This window comes from Streptococcus sp. 121 (genome assembly GCF_016458205.1).
Taxonomy (GTDB): Bacteria; Bacillota; Bacilli; order Lactobacillales; family Streptococcaceae; genus Streptococcus.
The window spans coordinates 58,651-75,726 of the sequence record NZ_JAEMED010000006.1 but is presented as its reverse complement, the minus strand read 5'-3'; the positions used below and the strand labels follow the sequence as shown (position 1 = coordinate 75,726).

16 protein-coding genes and 1 other annotated feature are annotated in these 17,076 nt (G+C 42.2%); of the genes, 5 read left to right on the top strand and 11 right to left on the bottom strand.

Translation table 11 applies throughout. The features are described 5' to 3' along the window. Positions 1–131 (top strand): transposase (locus JEQ21_RS10240; RefSeq protein WP_196967522.1); only part of this gene is annotated, 131 nt, incomplete at its 5' end. 659 nt (positions 132–790) lie between these two features. Here the strand turns inward: JEQ21_RS10240 and rpmA are convergent. From rpmA to JEQ21_RS02190, 5 genes are all read right to left on the bottom strand, one after another. Further along, complete coding sequence (rpmA, locus tag JEQ21_RS02210; protein WP_003032879.1) at positions 791–1,084, bottom strand: 50S ribosomal protein L27; 294 nt, start codon at positions 1,082–1,084, stop codon at positions 791–793. Between the two features lie 17 nt (positions 1,085–1,101). Beyond that, positions 1,102–1,446, bottom strand: coding sequence for a ribosomal-processing cysteine protease Prp (locus tag JEQ21_RS02205; RefSeq protein ID WP_179924257.1), 345 nt, complete (start codon positions 1,444–1,446; stop codon positions 1,102–1,104). A gap of 14 nt (positions 1,447–1,460) precedes the next feature. Beyond that, positions 1,461–1,775 carry a 50S ribosomal protein L21 gene (rplU, locus tag JEQ21_RS02200; RefSeq protein ID WP_135037918.1) on the bottom strand — a complete coding sequence of 105 codons (315 nt, stop codon included), beginning with the start codon at positions 1,773–1,775 and terminating at the stop codon, positions 1,461–1,463. 32 nt (positions 1,776–1,807) lie between these two features. After that, positions 1,808–1,879 (bottom strand) — a sequence feature (ribosomal protein L21 leader region). A gap of 122 nt (positions 1,880–2,001) precedes the next feature. Next, positions 2,002–2,955, bottom strand: coding sequence for an IS30 family transposase (locus tag JEQ21_RS02195; RefSeq protein ID WP_199363787.1), 954 nt, complete (start codon positions 2,953–2,955; stop codon positions 2,002–2,004). A 315-nt stretch (positions 2,956–3,270) separates the two neighbouring features. Further along, positions 3,271–4,185: a DMT family transporter gene (locus tag JEQ21_RS02190; protein WP_199363786.1), complete on the bottom strand. Its 915-nt coding sequence runs from the start codon at positions 4,183–4,185 to the stop codon at positions 3,271–3,273. A 96-nt stretch (positions 4,186–4,281) separates the two neighbouring features. Here JEQ21_RS02190 and JEQ21_RS02185 point away from each other — a divergent pair, with 96 nt between their 5' ends. Next, positions 4,282–5,178, top strand: coding sequence for an AraC family transcriptional regulator (locus JEQ21_RS02185; RefSeq protein WP_199363785.1), 897 nt, complete (start codon positions 4,282–4,284; stop codon positions 5,176–5,178). Positions 5,179–5,210: 32 nt separating this feature from the next. Here the strand turns inward: JEQ21_RS02185 and thiI are convergent, their stop codons facing one another. Beyond that, the gene (gene thiI / locus JEQ21_RS02180; RefSeq protein ID WP_199363784.1) at positions 5,211–6,425 is read right to left on the bottom strand and encodes a tRNA uracil 4-sulfurtransferase ThiI; all 1,215 of its coding nucleotides are present in this window, start codon (positions 6,423–6,425) and stop codon (positions 5,211–5,213) included. A 2-nt stretch (positions 6,426–6,427) separates the two neighbouring features. Further along, positions 6,428–7,570, bottom strand: a complete 1,143-nt coding sequence (locus tag JEQ21_RS02175) for a cysteine desulfurase family protein (protein ID WP_199363783.1) — start codon at positions 7,568–7,570, stop codon at positions 6,428–6,430. Positions 7,571–8,223: 653 nt separating this feature from the next. Here JEQ21_RS02175 and JEQ21_RS02170 point away from each other — a divergent pair. Next, positions 8,224–8,643 (top strand): DUF6556 family protein, encoded by a 420-nt coding sequence (locus JEQ21_RS02170; protein WP_199363782.1) that lies wholly within the window; start codon positions 8,224–8,226, stop codon positions 8,641–8,643. Between the two features lie 68 nt (positions 8,644–8,711). On the opposite strand, the gene JEQ21_RS02165 is transcribed toward JEQ21_RS02170, so the two are convergent. Then, positions 8,712–9,158, bottom strand: a complete 447-nt coding sequence (locus JEQ21_RS02165) for a GNAT family N-acetyltransferase (protein WP_199363781.1) — start codon at positions 9,156–9,158, stop codon at positions 8,712–8,714. Positions 9,159–9,286: 128 nt separating this feature from the next. Between JEQ21_RS02165 and JEQ21_RS02160 the strand changes: the two genes are divergently transcribed. Then, positions 9,287–9,577 (top strand): hypothetical protein, encoded by a 291-nt coding sequence (locus JEQ21_RS02160; protein ID WP_199363780.1) that lies wholly within the window; start codon positions 9,287–9,289, stop codon positions 9,575–9,577. Between the two features lie 164 nt (positions 9,578–9,741). After that, a complete protein-coding gene (gene mnmE, locus JEQ21_RS02155) occupies positions 9,742–11,115 on the top strand; it encodes a tRNA uridine-5-carboxymethylaminomethyl(34) synthesis GTPase MnmE (RefSeq protein WP_199363779.1) in 1,374 nt (457 codons plus the stop codon). A gap of 143 nt (positions 11,116–11,258) precedes the next feature. On the opposite strand, the gene parC is transcribed toward mnmE, so the two are convergent. From parC to JEQ21_RS02140, 3 genes are all read right to left on the bottom strand, one after another. Further along, a complete protein-coding gene (gene parC / locus JEQ21_RS02150; protein ID WP_199363778.1) occupies positions 11,259–13,694 on the bottom strand; it encodes a DNA topoisomerase IV subunit A in 2,436 nt (811 codons plus the stop codon). Positions 13,695–13,848: 154 nt separating this feature from the next. Then, entirely contained in the window at positions 13,849–15,789 is a 1,941-nt protein-coding gene (gene parE / locus JEQ21_RS02145) for a DNA topoisomerase IV subunit B (RefSeq protein WP_199363777.1), read from the bottom strand. A gap of 139 nt (positions 15,790–15,928) precedes the next feature. Continuing rightward, positions 15,929–17,059 (bottom strand): ABC transporter ATP-binding protein, encoded by a 1,131-nt coding sequence (locus tag JEQ21_RS02140; RefSeq protein WP_199363776.1) that lies wholly within the window; start codon positions 17,057–17,059, stop codon positions 15,929–15,931. Between the last annotated feature and the right edge of the window lie 17 nt (positions 17,060–17,076).

Below are 17,076 nucleotides of genomic sequence, written 5' to 3'. Positions count from 1 at the left end.
TACCACCGTATTCTCCAGAATTAAATCCAATTGAGCAAAGTTGGGCTATTCTAAAAAAATCAGTTACAGAATTACTTCGCAAGATGGACTCTATAACTGATGCAATAACATACTATTTAAAAACTAAATGACTATAAAAGGAAAGTATAGTCTTTTAGTTTGCTTTTAGTACAAGGCAGCGAGTCGCAGGCAGTACTAAAGTACGGCAAGACGAGCTAACACAGTAATAAAAGATAAACTAAAAGAGTATAAAAGACTCTAAAACGATTGTTAATGCCCTTTTGGATCAACTCATGCTCATTCAATTTCAAAATCTGACCTTGTCAAGCTTGACGGTGAGCTGATTGATGATCTACTTTGCATGCATTATCGATAGGATTCAACAGATCTCCCAGACCTGTTGAATAACACCATCATCTGCTTTCCCAGTCATCTCTTTAAAAGATTCGAGTATCAATTCTCAGAATTCTCTCGATTCTACTCTTAACTTGAATACAAACGGAACTTACAAATATGGGTACCAAGTTGGGTACAAAAAAATAAGGCTCTCCGAACATACGGAAAGCCTTATTTCATAAGTATTTAGGACACCTTTTTTTTAAAATCAAAAAGAGGCGATAGAATGGTTGAATAAAGTCTCAACCATCCTATTTCTGTTAGTGAAATCACTATGACGCAGTGGTTGATTGGTGTTTTCGTTCGTTTTCAAACTCCGAAAACAACCGAATCAACTGTACGGAGGTTGGACTACGAACGATTTTTATAATTAATATCGTTCTGTCCAACTCTCTTATTTCGCGATTGGGTAAACCGAAACTTGTTTCTTATCGCGACCTTTACGTTCAAAGCGTACTACGCCTTCAACTTTAGCGAAAAGTGTATCGTCACCACCGCGACCTACGTTCACACCTGGGTAGATGTGAGTACCGCGTTGACGGTAAAGAATAGATCCACCAGTTACAGTTTGTCCGTCAGCAGCTTTTGCTCCAAGACGTTTCGCTTGTGAATCACGTCCGTTAGATGTGGAACCTCCACCTTTTTTGTGGGCGAATAATTGCAAGTTAGCAAGATTCATTTTCAACATAATTGTTTTCCTCCATATTAGCTTTCAGTGATAACTTTAGTTTGTACAAACTCCGACGAGTCTTCCGCCAAATTTGCCATACCGAGAAAGAAGGATTCAAAAAAGAGTTGAGCCATCTCTCTCTGATGAGGGGGAATGCTTTGTGGAATCTCCACGCGTAAAAAACCACCCTCGGTTTCGTTTAATTCTAGATGCGGTTCGAAGCCTGCGAATTTCTCAATTGAATTCACAAAATTAATAGCAAGCGTAGAAACCGACGCACACACGACATCAAAGCCGTACTCGCCACTGGCAGCATGTCCAGTAATTTCTGCACTCCTCAGCTCGCCATCTTCGGCTTTTTCAAAGACTGCTTGTATCATGTGTTCACCTCTAATTAAGCGTTGATTGCGTTAATGACAACTTTTGTATAAGGTTGACGGTGACCTTGTTTACGGTGGCTACCTTTTTTAGGTTTGTACTTGAAAGTTACAACTTTCTTTTGTTTTCCTTGTTTTTCAACAGTTCCAACTACAGAAGCGCCAGCGATTACAGGAGTTCCAAGGACAGTTTTTTCACCACCTACAAGAACAACTTCGTCAAAAGTAACTTCTTGACCTGCTTCAACGTCTAACTTCTCAACGTAGATTGCTTGACCGACTTCAACCTTAACTTGTTTTCCGCCAGTTTTGATAATTGCGTATGTGCTCATTATGCACCTCCTATAAAATTTTTCGGGTTTCCCCTTTTGTGAAGACTCGCCTAGCATCGTGGGGCGAACCACTTAAAACGATGATCGTGCGGTTGCACAGGATGTGCATAGTCAACTCTTGTATTTTACCCCATTCAAAATAAAAAAGCAAGAGAAAAGTCAAGAATTTTTAAAGCCAATCCCCAATTAAATCATCGACTTGATCTTGCTAAATTTCAAGTTGAAGTTAGCCACCAATAAGAAATTCCTTCGGCGACTTGTATCCCAAGCATTTTTTAGGATAGTTGTTTATCCAATTTTCAATAAAGGCGACCTCTTTTGGGGTCGTTTCTTTGGTTCCTTTTGGTAACCATCTACGTATGAGCCTATTCTGGTTTTCATTCGTTCCCCTTTCCCAAGACGAGTAAGGGTGTGCATAATAAATATGTTGTTTTGAAAACACCTCTGATAGGCGATTGAATTCCGTGCCATTATCCGCTGTAATAGACAGTATTTGGTGCTCTTTTAAAATTTTATTGAGAGTTTGATTCACAGATTGAGCTGTTTTATCAGGGATTAATCTCATAATTTGATGCCGACTTCGGCGATCAGTCATGACTAATAAGCAATTATTCTTTGCTTTGGTCAACACAACGGTATCAATCTCGTAGTGACCATTTTCTAATCGAAGATTAATCTCTTCCGGTCTATCTTCAATTGATTGACCCGCCGGTTTAAAATTTGAACTAGCCCGCTTCTTAGCAGCTTTCCTTCTTCTGGGATAAAGCATGTCTCTCTTCGTTAATCCAAGATGACCATTGTTAATCCAATAGTAAATGGTAGAGACTCCAGCCTCAATTTTTTTCGCTTTCACCATCATTTCGGGAGAATACTTTTGCTTATGGTAATGAAGGATTTTCTCTTTCAATTCCTTGGTTAGAATCAGTTTTTTAACAGAACGTTTGCGGTTCTTCTCGTAATTAGCCTGAGCAAAATCAGCTGAATAGACTTTTTTAAAGCGTCCTTTCCCTTCCTGTTGGAGTACCATCCCACGCTTAACCTCGTTGTTAATCGTCTGAGGTGCTTTTCCAAGAAGTCGCGCAATCTCTCGGTGAGATTTCCCATCAGCAAGCCATCTTTCAATGTTCCGGCGATCATGGATTGTCAAATGTTTCCCTTTTGTTGTATAATTGTTTTGCATCTCTGTGCCCTTCCTTTTGTTTGTGGTGAACAACAAGTATAGCACGGAGGTGTTTTCTTATACCTTAAAATAGGATTTCATTTGACAACAGGGACTTTTGAAGCTGTTTTTTTGGCTAAAGCAAGGCTAGGATTAGCCTTGGCTTTATAGCCTAACAGATCCAAACCTATTATCAAATGAAATCAACCACGCCATCAGAGTATGTTTAACTCCTGATTTCGCGGGTAAGGATGGGTGGCTAACTTCATTTTAAAACTTTCAATCGACTTGATCTTGTTGGACTTGAGGCGTGATTTCCGTGACTACTTGGAATAGTCAATTAGTTTTATGCCATTTCCGTTTCAAACTAACATTACTAACAGTCAATACAACTGCCAAAATAATTAAAGCAAATCCAATCGATTCCAATAGGGACAACCTGGTTCCTAGAAACAGAAAAGCAAGTATTGCTGCAGAACATGGCTCAGAACACCCTATAAGTGTAGCCTTCACTGGTCCTATATACTTTACACCTTCCAAAAACACGCTAAAACTTAGTACAGTTCCTACAGAAATAATAATAAAAATCATGAACGCAGAGAACCAATCTAGAGTAGACGGTAGTTCCCAAATACGACTTGGAATCGCGTATAGTATACCACCAATAAGCATTCCCCAACCCGTAATTGGAAGACTGCCCCACCTAGAAATGATTCCATGAGAAAGCAAAGTATAGATGACTAGGCCTACTGCTGAAAGCAAACCCAATACCAATGCTAATGGGGATAAGTTCAGACTCGTTATCTCACCATTTGTTGTAAGGAGAAAAGTTCCAAATAGTGCAAGAACTATGGATAAAATTTGTTTTTTCGACAACCAACTTCTACTTAATAGTGCTGTGATAATACTCATAAATACCACATTTAAACTTTGTAATACCGTAGCTGTTCCAGAGTTTGAATATTTAATAGCACCTAAGAATGTAGCTTGACACAATAAAAGACCAAAAATACTAAATAAAAAAATATCACGTCGGTCTTCTCGGTTTTTCCACATTCCTGTAAGATTTTGGCCTTTATAGTAGGCTAATAGTAAAAGTAGGATTCCTGAAATTAACATTCGAATAGATGTCAACCAATTGGCGCTCATTCCATAATGATCAAACAGAAACTGCCCTGAAACACCTGAAATCCCCCAACCGACACTACCTGTTAGTGTGTAAACAAAACCTTTTTTTTGACGTGTATTCATCTTGACCTCCTAATTGTGATAAAATAATTTTATTGCGTTATCTTTGAGAATTATAGAAGAATAATTGCAAATTTTTATAAAATTATTGAGGTCGTTTTGAAATCGAAGCATCTATCTTTAGAATTAAATCAACAAGAAACTCTTCCTACGTTACCGGGATTTCCCATATCCTGCCTGCTTACAACTTTTACAGAGAAAGGATACCAATTGGTTGATTGGCACTGGCATGAGCAAATTCAGATTTGCTATACCACAGAAGGCAGCATTCTCTGGTCAACAGATCATCAACAATTTGAAGTAGAGAAAGGAAAAGCTTTTTTCATCAATTCACAAGTTCTTCATCGTTCTAGTTCAGTAACCACAGAAGCAAGTTATTTTTGCCTTGCAGTGCCTCCTAGTTTTCTTTGCCCTGATTCTAAAAGTCAATTCTTTAAAGAAAATGTGCAAACCATTATAGATGAAGGGAACCTCCAATATAAAGTATTAGATTCTACTGATAAGCTTTCTCTAGAGATTATTCAACTTCTAAAGGAGATCGTGAACTTACTAAACTCTCAAGAATCTATTCACTCTTTTGAAATCATTTCAAAAGTCTTTACAATCTGGTCCAAACTATTTATTATGTTCAAACCGCTTCTAACTGGAACTCCTGTTATACAAAACGATCGTGCCAAGCAAATGATCCTCTACATACAAAAACACTTCTCTGAACCAATGACATTATCAGACTTAGCTAGCCATTTGCAGCTTAGTCGAAGCGAAACGTCCCGAGAATTTAAAAGACATCTCAATCAAACTATGTCAGAGTACCTATTACATTATCGCCTGAAAACTGCACAAAAATTATTAGTAGAAACAAAAGAACCGATTGTAACAATCTGCTATCAGTGTGGATTTAATGACCAAAGTTATTTCACAAAAAAATTTCGAGAAGTTGTCGGCCTAACTCCAAAGCAATATCGCAATAAACAGTCATCCAATAAAAAAAGCTAGGAAACCTAAATCTATAGTTTCCTAGCTTTTTTTTAAAGCAAATCCTCAATCAAATCATCGACTTGATCTTGTTGGACTTGAGGAGTAATTTCAGTAATCTGAATCCCTGCAACGGCTCTTTCAACCAATCCTTCAACATCCAAACGTTGTTCGTACTGCTCCACATTCTTAATTTTGGGATTTGTTTTAGGACGATCGGGTGCAAAGATGGTACAACAGTCTTCAAAGGGTTGAATAGAAATATCAAAAGTATCGATAGCTTGGGCGATATCGATAATTTCCAATTTGTCCATAGTCACAACTGGACGGATAATCGGAGTGGAACTGACCGCGTTGATAGCCTGCATACTTTCAACTGTTTGACTAGCAACTTGCCCCAGGCTTTCCCCATTCACAATAATTTGACCACCTCGAACTTCTCGAATCCGATCTGTGATACGCAGCATAAAACGACGGGTCAAGGTCATCAAATAGGCTTCAGGCGCTTTTTCTTTGATTTCTTCTTGAATCTCTGTGAAGGGAACCTCAATAAACTGAATGTTGCCGCCAAACTTGGTTAATTTCCGTGTTAAATCATGGGCCTTCTTCAAAGCACCTGGACTGGTGTAAGGAGGACTCGCAAAGTGCACGGCTTCAATTTCCACACCACGCTTGAGGGCTAAGTAACCAGCTACCGGAGAATCAATCCCACCAGACAGCATCAGCATTCCCTTTCCAGAGGTTCCCACTGGTAGACCACCAGCAGCTCGAATGCGTTCATGTGTCAGATAGGCTGCTTCTTCTCGAATTTCCACCTGAAGATTGATATCTGGTCCCTTCATGGCAACTTGCGCATAAGGGAAGTTGCGGAAAACAACGTCTCCCAAAGTCACATTCAATTCACGGGAATCCTGCTCGAAGCTATGATCGCTCCGCTTGCTTGAGATTTTAAAGGTCATCCCTTCCTTATAGATAGACGACATAATCTCTAACACTGCTGCCTCCAAGGCTGGAATAGATTTCTCAACCTTGTAAACGGGTGAGAAATTCTGAATCCCAAAGACTTCTTTCAAGTTTTGAGAAACGGCTTCATAATCAGCCCCATTCAAGTAGACATGTGCCCGATCTCGATCTGCCGTAATTTCTACCTGCGGAAAAGGAGATAGGACATCCTTGATATTGCGGCGGAGTTGTTTAATAAAACGCATACGGTTTTTACCCTTGGTGGACAATTCCCCGTAACGCACCATGATTTCTGAATATTGCATGTTTAACGTACTTTCCTTGTCTGTTGATAAATCAATTTAAAGGTGGTTAAAAATTGTTCCACCTGTGCCATGGTATTCTCCCGCGAGAAACTCAAGCGAACGGCTGAACTAGCTCGATTGCCAGGAATCCCCATCGCAATCAAAGTACCCGCAGGTTTTCCAGCCTTAGCGGAGCAGGCACTGGTAGTAGAGACAAAAATATCGTAAGATTCCAAGGCGTGTAAAAGCACCTCACCCCGAACGCCCTTGATTCCAAACGTTAAAATATTCGGACTATAACCGTCTAAACCTGAAAAGATTTCTACATCCTCATACTTGGACAACTCTTGGAAAAGACTGGCTTTGATAGCTGCCAAACGTTCTTGAACCAGGTCTTGCTCCTCCAAAGCCAAGCGAAGAGCCTTCGCCATAGCTCCGATGCCCGCCAGATTCTCAGTAGTAGACCGGCGATCACCCTCTTGCCCACCACCAGTAAGCAAAGGAGACAGCCGTTTTCCCTTCTTAAGAAAAGCAAATCCTACTCCCCGCAGCCCATGAAATTTGTGACCCGAAAAACTAGCAAAATCAACACGTTCCGGCAAAAATAAGGATAGATCCACTTTACCAAGCGCTTGAACTGCGTCTACATGGAGAGAAACCTTGGGCCAGGCCTCCAGAATGCTGGAAATTTCAGGAATGGGTTGAATACGACCAATCTCATTATTCACGGCCATAACCGAAACCAAAATGGTATCCGGTCGAATCTGTGAAGCAAACTGCTCCACATCAATCTGCCCAGTCTTGTCAACTGGAATGAGCTCCACCTCAAACCCCTGTTGCGTCAACCATTGGGCAGACTCCGCAATGGCCGGATGCTCTACAGCGGAGATTAAGATATGGCGTCCAAAATCTTGCTTCTCAAAAGCCACGCCTTTCAGAATCCAGTTGTCGGCCTCCGTGCCTCCAGAGGTAAAAACAATTTCCTGTGGATCCTTCCCAATTAAATCCGCAACTTGTTTACGTGAGGCCTCCAAAAAACGATGAGCCTGATTTCCAAGTCGATGCAAACTAGAAGGATTTCCCCAAATTTTTGAAGCTATTTCTGTATAAGTGGCCAAGACCTCCGGATATGGACGGGTAGTGGCCGCATTGTCAAAATATATCATGCTGACTCCTTGTTTTCAATGCTCCTATTATATCACTAGTTTTTGATAAAGCGGCAGGAAAAGTCACAAAACTTGGATTCAAGGTTACGGTTGGGAATTCGAGCCAAAAAACTTCGACAAACACCCAGCTGTCTACTTCAAAAACCACCAAACGGATCCTAAGGAAATCAAACACACTCGAATGCTTTTCCATTTAATTCGTGACGATTTATACCAACTTGACTTCAAAATCAGAATACTCGAGTAATTTCGAAAAAATGACGAGGAAAGGCGACGATGGTAGAACTAAAGGTTCACCGAGGAGCCTTGACAATGTCAGATTTTGAAATTAAAAGAGTATTACCGTTAATTTCAATTCCATTTCCTATTTTCAATCTACCAGCATGCAGGTGCTTCGGCAGCCTGATTCTTAAATTGCATATTCATACAAAAAAGCCCACCCAACGGAAGGCTTGTCGATGTTAAGTATTTGGTTGGTCGGCACCCCAACATCTCAGATATCTCAATAGGTGCGGCAGGAACCATTTCTGCCCTCAAACACTTATACTTCCTAAAGTCTACCATAAACTTTGCAAATTAATCCTGTGGAACCCAGTTCAATCTTGAATTTTCTTCTGCCCCTAGCTATAATAAGAAGAGTAAAGGAGAACATCATGACAGAATTATCAAGACGTAAGAAACAAAAATCAAAGAAACCAGTCATTGACAAAGAGAAAACCAAACAGAAATTAAATTCCGGTCTTAATGCCTTTCAACGAACATTGGCCATTGTTGGTGGTATTCTTGGTTTGATTACGGCCTCCATTACCATCTACACCTTTATGAACCGGAACAACCCTTCCAATGGGAATTCCAACCCCGTTCAAACCATTATTCGCCAAATTCAAGGTAACCCTGAAACACCTAGCTCAAGTAGTCAGGTAGAAACTGGAAATACTGAAACAATCCCTTCCTCCAGCGAAACAGTGACTCCAAGCGAGAGCTCCAGTCAAGAACCTACACTTGAAACCAACAACTCAGCAACAACCGAGGTTCCAATCACAAACAGTGGAGAAGCAACTGGAACTGAATAAATTTCAAAAAAGTTGAGACTGCCAAAATACATCTCAACTTTTTCTTTTGTCTTCAAATTTTCCCATCTCTATAGAAACTGTCGCTTCATTTCTACATGAGGGATTCCATCTTCCAAAAATTCCTCAGAAGTCACATGAAAACCAAATTTTTCATAGAATCCAATGGCATAAGACTGAGCTTCAAGCACAATCTCTTCCAAGTTTCCCGTCTGAACTAAATAGTCAATGGCTTGCGCCATAACTTCAAAACCATGTCCCTTCCCTCGCGTTAAGGTTAAAACACGCCCAATTTGATAGCGGTTCCCTTCATTATCTAAAGGAATCATCCGAAGATAAGCAGTCAACTCCCCTTCTTCCTTCAACAAGACATGCAGTGATTTGTCATCCACTCCATCAATATCCTGATAGGGACAATTTTGCTCCACTACAAAAACTTGGACACGTGCCTGCAAAAGAGCGTATAACTCACTCTTACTCAGTTGCTCAAAGCTTTTGATTGCGATATCTAGACTCATACAACCACCTCCTATTTGTTACTAACCCTAGTTTAGCACAGTTTAACCTGAAAAATGCTAGAATAGGAAAAGAGAGATACTGATGTCGAATTAGGGACTGACATTCTTTCCCGGAATTGGAGGATCTTATGAAAAATCAACTACCGTTTTACTATAGGACATGGTTTATCTCACTTTTGTTCTTAATTGCCCCGGTTACCTATTACATACCAGCCATTATTGCTATGAATTTGCTCCTTCAATCAAGAACCGAATTCCCTTTGCTCAAGAAGGATGAAATTGAAAAAGCGGAAAAATTAGTAGTTGAGGCTGAAGAAACTCTTAGGAAAGCTAAGTTAGATGCCGAAAGATTGGTTCAAGCAGCTAAAGAAGAAGCTGAATCAATCGTGAGGGAAGCCAGAGAACAAAATTCTAACTAAATAAAAATAAATGAGCCCACTGTTTCCCTCAATCCTTACACCCATTTGTTACAAAAAAGTGATTGCAGACTTTGACAAAATCAAAAAATTTTCTAAACATTTGGGCCAGATTTGGGACAAAGAACACAAGAATGCTATTAAATAAAGGATTTTAAACACATATTATGATTACCAAAGAATTTGATACTATTACTGCTATTTCCACTCCCCTTGGTGAGGGAGCCATCGGCATTGTCCGACTTTCTGGTTCGGATAGTTTAACCATTTTGAAAAAAGTTTTTAAGGGAAAGAACCTGGATCAGGTGGCTAGTCATACCTTAAATTATGGGCATATTATCGACCCGGATAAAGATGAAATCCTAGATGAGGTCATGGTGGGCATTATGCTGGCTCCTAAGACTTTTACCCGTGAAAATGTTGTCGAAATCAATACACACGGCGGCGTGGCTGTTACCAACGAGATTCTTCAGCTGTTGATTCGACAAGGGGCACGTTTGGCCGAACCGGGTGAATTCACCAAACGCGCTTTTCTAAACGGCAGGGTTGACCTGACTCAAGCCGAAGCCATTATGGATTTAATCCGCGCTAAAACCGATAAAGCTATGAATATCGCAGTCAAACAATTGGATGGCTCGCTTTCACAGTTAATCAATGATACCCGGCAGGAAATTCTAAATACGCTGGCTCAGGTAGAGGTCAACATCGACTATCCGGAATACGATGATGTGGAGGAAATGACCACCCAATTGCTGCGAGAAAAAACAGCAGACTTTGAGCAGCTGCTAACCTCCCTTCTTCAAACAGCCCGTCGAGGAAAAATCCTTCGCGAAGGAATCACGACTGCTATTATTGGTCGTCCCAATGTTGGAAAATCGAGTCTACTCAACAGCCTCCTGCGAGAGGATAAGGCCATTGTAACGGATATTGCAGGTACGACCCGGGATGTCATTGAGGAGTATGTCAATATCCAAGGAATTCCGCTCAAACTTATTGATACAGCAGGTATCCGTGAAACCGAGGATATTGTTGAGCAAATTGGGGTTGAACGCTCCCGCAAAGCTTTAGCTGAAGCAGATTTGGTTCTGCTTGTACTAAACTCGAATCAAGCTTTGACAGATCAAGATCGTCAACTCTTGGAATTAACTCAAGATATGAATCGAATTGTTCTCCTCAACAAAACAGATTTAGAGTCCAATATTGAAAGGAATCAAGTGCCCGCAGATGCAATCCCTATTTCTGTGCTGACGCAAGATAACTTGGAGGCGATTGAGGAACGGATTAATCAACTCTTTTTCGAAAATGCTGGTCTGGTCGAGCAAGATGCCACCTACCTCTCCAATTCTCGTCACATTAGTCTCATCGAAAAAGCTGTAGCCAGTCTCCAGGCTGTAAACGAAGGCTTAGAGCTCGGTATGCCTGTGGATCTTCTCCAAGTTGATTTAACACGAACTTGGGAAATTCTCGGGGAGATTACCGGAGATGCAGCACCGGATGAACTCATTACACAACTCTTCTCCCAATTCTGTTTAGGAAAATAAGGTTATTCCGCAAATATCAAAAAACCAACCCCATGTGAGGTTGGTATTTTTGTCTATTCATTTTTGTACTTAAGGAATATTAAAACCGGAATACTCAAATCTTTCATAATGGTTTGATAAGGCCAGAATTTGAGATTTTAGTATTAAGCATTCAAGCTATCAGCTTCTACCACTTTCAAGTAGGCTTCCGCTACACCAGCTTCTGCCAACTTTTCATCAATGAAACTACCGTTTGAAGTTCGCTCCAAGAGACTTACGTGTGCCAATTCAACTGGATAGTTTTTCCCGCTTTGATCCAAAACTTCCAAAAGTCCAGGTCCATCGACAGAGATAGGTCCCGCCATAAAGACACGATGAGGTGCTTTTTTCAATTCTTTCAAGACTTGCAAGCCACGGCCAGCTCGACCAGCTAATGGGAAGTCTGTCACACGATTGGCCTTAATAGCACCTCGTTGTGTGAGCAGATAGAAGGTCTCAGATTTAACTGGGAAAGCCGCTACCAGCCAATCATCTGCTTTGAGATTCATAGCCTTGACACCTGCTGCTTTGGCACCGACTTGAGGAACCTCCTCAGCAGCAAAGTGGAGGGCATAGCCCAAGTGACTGATGGCCAAAATAGACTCTTGCTCAATTGGGGAGACAGAAATTACCTGGTCTTGCTCACCCTTGAGTTTCATATACACCGTTGATTTAGACTTATAAGTCCGCCAAGGTTTGATTTCTGAAAGCGCCAAACGCTTGATTTGTCCGGATTGACTAGCAACCAAATAGGTTCCTGCTTCAAAATCCGACACAATTTGCGCAAAGACAAGTTCCTCGTCCTGGCCGAAATTCGTGATGGATTGGCTCAGATGCTCGCCTAAGTCCTTCCAACGAATATCCGCCAGCTCATGAACTGGGCGATAGATGACATTTCCCTTATTGGTAAAAAGCAAGAGGTGCTGAGTTGTTTGACAAGACGCCAAGAGGATCAAATGATCATCCTCCCGCTTGCCCATCTCCTCTAGGTTAGAAGCAGAGAAGGAACGAGGACTGGTTCTCTTGATGTAGCCTGCCTTTGTCACTGACACATAGGTATCCTCTGCCACAATCAAGCTGGAACTATCAATCTCAATCGTCTGAGCCTGGTCTTGTAACTCTGATAAACGAGGAGAGGCAAAGGTCTTTTTGACCTGCCGTAACTCTTTTTTCATGAGGTTAAAGAGGGTTCCTTCGTCCCCTATGATAGCTTGCAAGGTTTGAATCGTCTCTTCCAATTCACTTTGCTCAGCAAGAAGGATTTGCACATCCGTATTGGTTAAACGATAGAGTTGTAAGGTGACAATGGCTTCCGCTTGTTCCGACGTGAAGTCATAAGTAGCTTCTAGGTTCTTCTTGGCATCTGCCTTGTTTTCCGATTGTCGAATCAAGGCAATGACTTCATCCAAGATAGATACCACCCGGATTAGCCCCTCTACAATATGCAAGCGTTTCTCCGCTTTCGCTTTTTCAAAACGACTACGAGCCAGAATAACTTCTTGACGATGTTGAATATAACTAGTCAGAATGCGGTGCAAACCAACTTGTCGTGGAGTAGAATGGTCAATAGCCACCATATTAAAATTGTAGTTGATTTGCAGGTCACTGTACTTGAACAAGTAATTTAAAATCAATTCAGCATTGGCATCCTTTTTCAACTCGATGGCAATCCGCAAACCTGTACGGTCAGTTTCATCCCGAACTTCAGCGATTCCAGCAACCTTATTACCCAAACGGATATCATCAATCTTTTTAACGAGACTAGCTTTATTGACTTCATACGGCAACTCCGTCACCACGATCTGTTGCTTCCCACCTTTAAGGGCTTCGAATTCTGTTCTGGCCCGAACCACCACTCGCCCTTTTCCGGTTTCATAGGCTTTACGGATTTCATCCTTACCTTGAACGATTCCACCAGTAGGGAAATCTGGTCCCGGGAGGAAGGTCATCAACTTGTCCAGTTTGGCATTGGGGTGGTCAATCAGATAGACCACAGCATCGATAACCTCGGCAAGGTTATGAGGCGGAATGTCCGTCGCATAACCAGCTGAAATCCCTGTAGTTCCATTTACTAATAGATTGGGAAAGGCCGCCGGGAGAACCGTTGGTTCTTTTTCTGTATCATCAAAGTTCCAGGCAAAGGGAACCGTTTCCTTGTCAATATCCAGAAGCAGGTAGTCTGAAATCTCGGACAGGCGGGATTCCGTATACCGCATGGCGGCAGGTGGGTCCCCATCCATGGAACCATTGTTCCCGTGCATTTCGACCAAGATTTCACGGTTTTTCCAGTCCTGACTCATCCGCACCATGGCATCGTAAATTGACGAATCCCCATGCGGATGGAAATTCCCCATAATATTTCCGACAGCCTTGGCTGACTTGCGGTAGCCCTTCTCAAACGTATTGCCGTCTTTATTCATGGAATAAAGAATCCGGCGTTGAACAGGCTTCAGACCATCCCGAATATCTGGCAAGGCCCGATCCTGAATGACATATTTTGAGTAGCGTCCAAAACGCTCTCCCATAATGTCCTCAAGGGACATAGTTTGAATTGTCGACATCAGATTCCTCTTAGTTGATTTTCTTATACTCATTAAATTTCAAAATCTGAATTTGTCAAACCTTCTTGATGAACTTTAGTTAGTTCTTCATCGGTTTTCTTCGTCATTTTTTTGAAATTTCGCGAGTAATTCTGATTTAGAAGTTAGTTAGATTTTAAAATACACTAGACTCTTCCAAGGTGAAGGTGACATTTTCCTCAATCCACTTGCGGCGTGGTTCAACCTTATCACCCATCAGAGTAGACACGCGGCGTTCGGCACGCGCAACATCATCGATGGTAACTCGGATTAAGGTACGCGTCTCTGGGTCCATGGTGGTTTCCCATAATTGATCGGCGTTCATCTCACCCAATCCTTTGTAACGCTGGACAGTGGCACCTTTCCCAAATTGTTTGCGAAGCTCCTGTAGTTCCTGATCTGTCCAGGCATAGGCCACTTCTTCTTTGGCACCACGTCCCTTAGACATTTTATAAAGCGGTGGTAGGGCAATGTAGACCCGGCCAGCTTCAACCAGGGGTTTCATGTAGCGATAGAAGAATGTTAAGAGCAGGGTCTGGATGTGGGCACCATCGGTGTCCGCATCGGTCATGATGATCACCTTGTCGTAGTTGGCATCTTCAATTTGGAAGTCTGCTCCCACGCCCGCACCGATTGTGTAGATCATGGTATTGATTTCTTCATTTTTCAAGATGTCCGTCATCTTGGCCTTGGCCGTGTTAATGACCTTCCCTCGAAGAGGGAGGATGGCTTGGAACTTGCGGTCTCGTCCTTGTTTAGCAGAACCTCCGGCAGAATCCCCCTCGACTAGGAAGAGCTCGTTTTTAGCAGCATTCTTCGATTGAGCTGGGGTTAACTTACCAGATAGAAGCCCTTTATCCTTTTTCTTCTTACCAGATCGGCTCGCATCACGCGCCTTTCTTGCCGCCTCCCGAGCGTCACGGGCACGAATAGCCTTGCGAATCAAGTTTGCGGCCATTTCCCCATTTTCCATCAGGAAATAGGTTAATTGCTCATTCATGATCCCTTCAACAAATGGTCGAGCCAAGGGACTACCTAACTTGTCCTTGGTTTGTCCCTCAAACTGCAAATGCTCTTCAGGCACAAGCAACGATAGAACAGCGGTCAAGCCTTCACGGTAATCGGAACCATCCAGATTCTTCTCCTTCTCCTTAAGAAGTCCGGTCTTGCGAGCATAGTCATTCATGGCCTTGGTCAAGGCTGTCTTCAGCCCTGTCTCATGGGTTCCCCCATCTTTGGTACGGACATTGTTTACGAAGGATAAAATATTATCGGAATAGCCATCGTTATATTGGAGGGCTACCTCAACTTGAAAGCCTTGATCTTCGCCCTTAAAATCTAAAATAGGGGTCAATACCTCTTTCCCTTCATTGAGGTAAGCCACAAAGTCTTGAACCCCATTCTCGTAATGGAAAGAGACTTCATCCCCAGACCGCTCATCCTTAAGACTAAGAGTAACATCCTTGAGCAGAAAGGCTGATTCATTCAAGCGATCGGCGATTGTTCCAAATTTAAAATTGGTCGTCGAGAAAATGGCTGGATCTGGCATAAAGTGAACCTTGGTACCAGACTGAGATTTAGGCGCTTTACCAACCTTCTCCAAACCCGTTACCGGAGTTCCCCCCATTTCGAAACGCTGACGGTAAACAGCGCCATCCCGAGTGATTTCCACCTCTAACCACAAGGATAGGGCATTCACCACAGAGGATCCAACCCCGTGCAAACCACCAGATGTTTTGTAACCACCTTGACCAAACTTACCACCCGCATGGAGAACCGTGAAAATCACTTCAACAGTTGGTTTCCCCATCGCGTGCATCCCGACAGGCATCCCCCGTCCATGGTCGGCAACAGAAATGGAGCCATCTTGATGGATCACCACATCGATGCGATCTCCAAAACCAGATAAGGCCTCATCGACAGCATTATCAACAATTTCCCAAACCAAGTGGTGCAGACCCACTCCATCGGTTGAGCCAATGTACATTCCAGGACGCTTCCGAACCGCGTCCAAACCTTCTAAGACTTGAATGGCATCATCATTATAGGCTGTTAGACTGACCTCTTTTTTTGCCATAGTGTCCTCCTTGTTTTCAGTACTTTCTATCTTACCAATTTTTCAAGATTTTGCAAAAAATAACTAAAGATTCCTTTGACAAAAGTAAGAAAAGACCAAAAGTTAGAACCCTTCTGGTCTTCCTATTCGATAAAAAGTACTACAGGATTGCCAATTCTGTTTCTTGGTCGAAGAAATGAGCTTTGTTCAGGTTAAAGGCAACTGTCACCTTTTCTCCGGCAACATACCGATGCTGAGCCTCCAAGCGAGAAACAAATTCTGTTTGCCCTACCTTGGAATAAAGCATCACCTCAGCTCCCAAGAGTTCAGAAACAACTACTTCTGCTTGGACATGAGACTGGGGATAAGTAGCTAATTCCAACTCTGTCGCCTTGATATCTTCAGGACGGATGCCTAAGGTCAAAAGTTTTCCTTCATACCCCTGTGCTTCTAACAGTTTGCGTCTCCCTTCTGGTAGTTCAAGCTCAAAGCCGTCTCCTAGCAAGTGTCCGTGATTCAACTTTACTTCAAAAAAATTCATAGCTGGACTACCAATAAAGCTAGCCACAAATTTGTTCACAGGTTGTTTATAGAGTTCTTCTGGGCTACCGATTTGTTCCACTCGCCCAATGGTTCCGGTTCCTTCTGGATTTTTAGTAGCGGACATAATGACAATCCGATCTGCCAAAGTCATGGCCTCTGTCTGATCATGGGTCACATAAATAGTCGTCGCTCCAATTCGGCGATGAATTTTAGCTATTTCTGTCCGCATGGAGACCCGTAATTTGGCATCCAAATTAGATAAAGGCTCATCCATCAGAAAAACTTTAGCATCCCGAACAATGGCTCTTCCCATAGCTACCCGTTGTCGTTGTCCACCTGATAAATCAGCTGGCTTGCGTTGAAGAAATTCAGTTAACCCCAAAATCCTGGCTGCTTCCTCCACTCGCTTTTGGATATCTTCCTTACTGTATTTTCGAAGTTTAAGTCCAAAAGCCATATTGTCATAGACTGTCATATGTGGATAGAGGGCATAGTTTTGAAAAACCATGGCAATGTCTCGGTCCTTTGGAGCCACATCATTCATCAAGCGATCGTCAATATAAGCCTCCCCTTTTGTGATTTCCTCCAGCCCCGCAATCATCCGTAAGGTTGTGGACTTTCCGCAGCCAGATGGACCAACAAAGACAATAAACTCCTTGTCCTTAATATCCAAATTAAAATCCTCCACCGAATAGTGCTGACTATTGGGGTAGCGTTTATAAATATTTTTCAAATGGAGTTCTACCATTTCATATCTCCTTCTTA

Excerpts from the sequence above, each read along its gene's own strand:
- rpmA (WP_003032879.1), bottom strand. The coding sequence starts at position 1,084 with ATGTTGAAAATGAATCTTGCTAACTTGCAATTATTCGCCCACAAAAAA.
- JEQ21_RS02205 (WP_179924257.1), bottom strand. The coding sequence starts at position 1,446 with ATGATACAAGCAGTCTTTGAAAAAGCCGAAGATGGCGAGCTGAGGAGT.
- rplU (WP_135037918.1), bottom strand. The coding sequence starts at position 1,775 with ATGAGCACATACGCAATTATCAAAACTGGCGGAAAACAAGTTAAGGTT.
- JEQ21_RS02195 (WP_199363787.1), bottom strand. The coding sequence starts at position 2,955 with ATGCAAAACAATTATACAACAAAAGGGAAACATTTGACAATCCATGAT.
- JEQ21_RS02190 (WP_199363786.1), bottom strand. The coding sequence starts at position 4,185 with ATGAATACACGTCAAAAAAAAGGTTTTGTTTACACACTAACAGGTAGT.
- thiI (WP_199363784.1), bottom strand. The coding sequence starts at position 6,425 with ATGCAATATTCAGAAATCATGGTGCGTTACGGGGAATTGTCCACCAAG.
- JEQ21_RS02175 (WP_199363783.1), bottom strand. The coding sequence starts at position 7,570 with ATGATATATTTTGACAATGCGGCCACTACCCGTCCATATCCGGAGGTC.
- JEQ21_RS02170 (WP_199363782.1), top strand. The coding sequence starts at position 8,224 with ATGACAGAATTATCAAGACGTAAGAAACAAAAATCAAAGAAACCAGTC.
- JEQ21_RS02165 (WP_199363781.1), bottom strand. The coding sequence starts at position 9,158 with ATGAGTCTAGATATCGCAATCAAAAGCTTTGAGCAACTGAGTAAGAGT.
- JEQ21_RS02160 (WP_199363780.1), top strand. The coding sequence starts at position 9,287 with ATGAAAAATCAACTACCGTTTTACTATAGGACATGGTTTATCTCACTT.
- mnmE (WP_199363779.1), top strand. The coding sequence starts at position 9,742 with ATGATTACCAAAGAATTTGATACTATTACTGCTATTTCCACTCCCCTT.
- parC (WP_199363778.1), bottom strand. The coding sequence starts at position 13,694 with ATGTCGACAATTCAAACTATGTCCCTTGAGGACATTATGGGAGAGCGT.
- parE (WP_199363777.1), bottom strand. The coding sequence starts at position 15,789 with ATGGCAAAAAAAGAGGTCAGTCTAACAGCCTATAATGATGATGCCATT.
- JEQ21_RS02140 (WP_199363776.1), bottom strand. The coding sequence starts at position 17,059 with ATGGTAGAACTCCATTTGAAAAATATTTATAAACGCTACCCCAATAGT.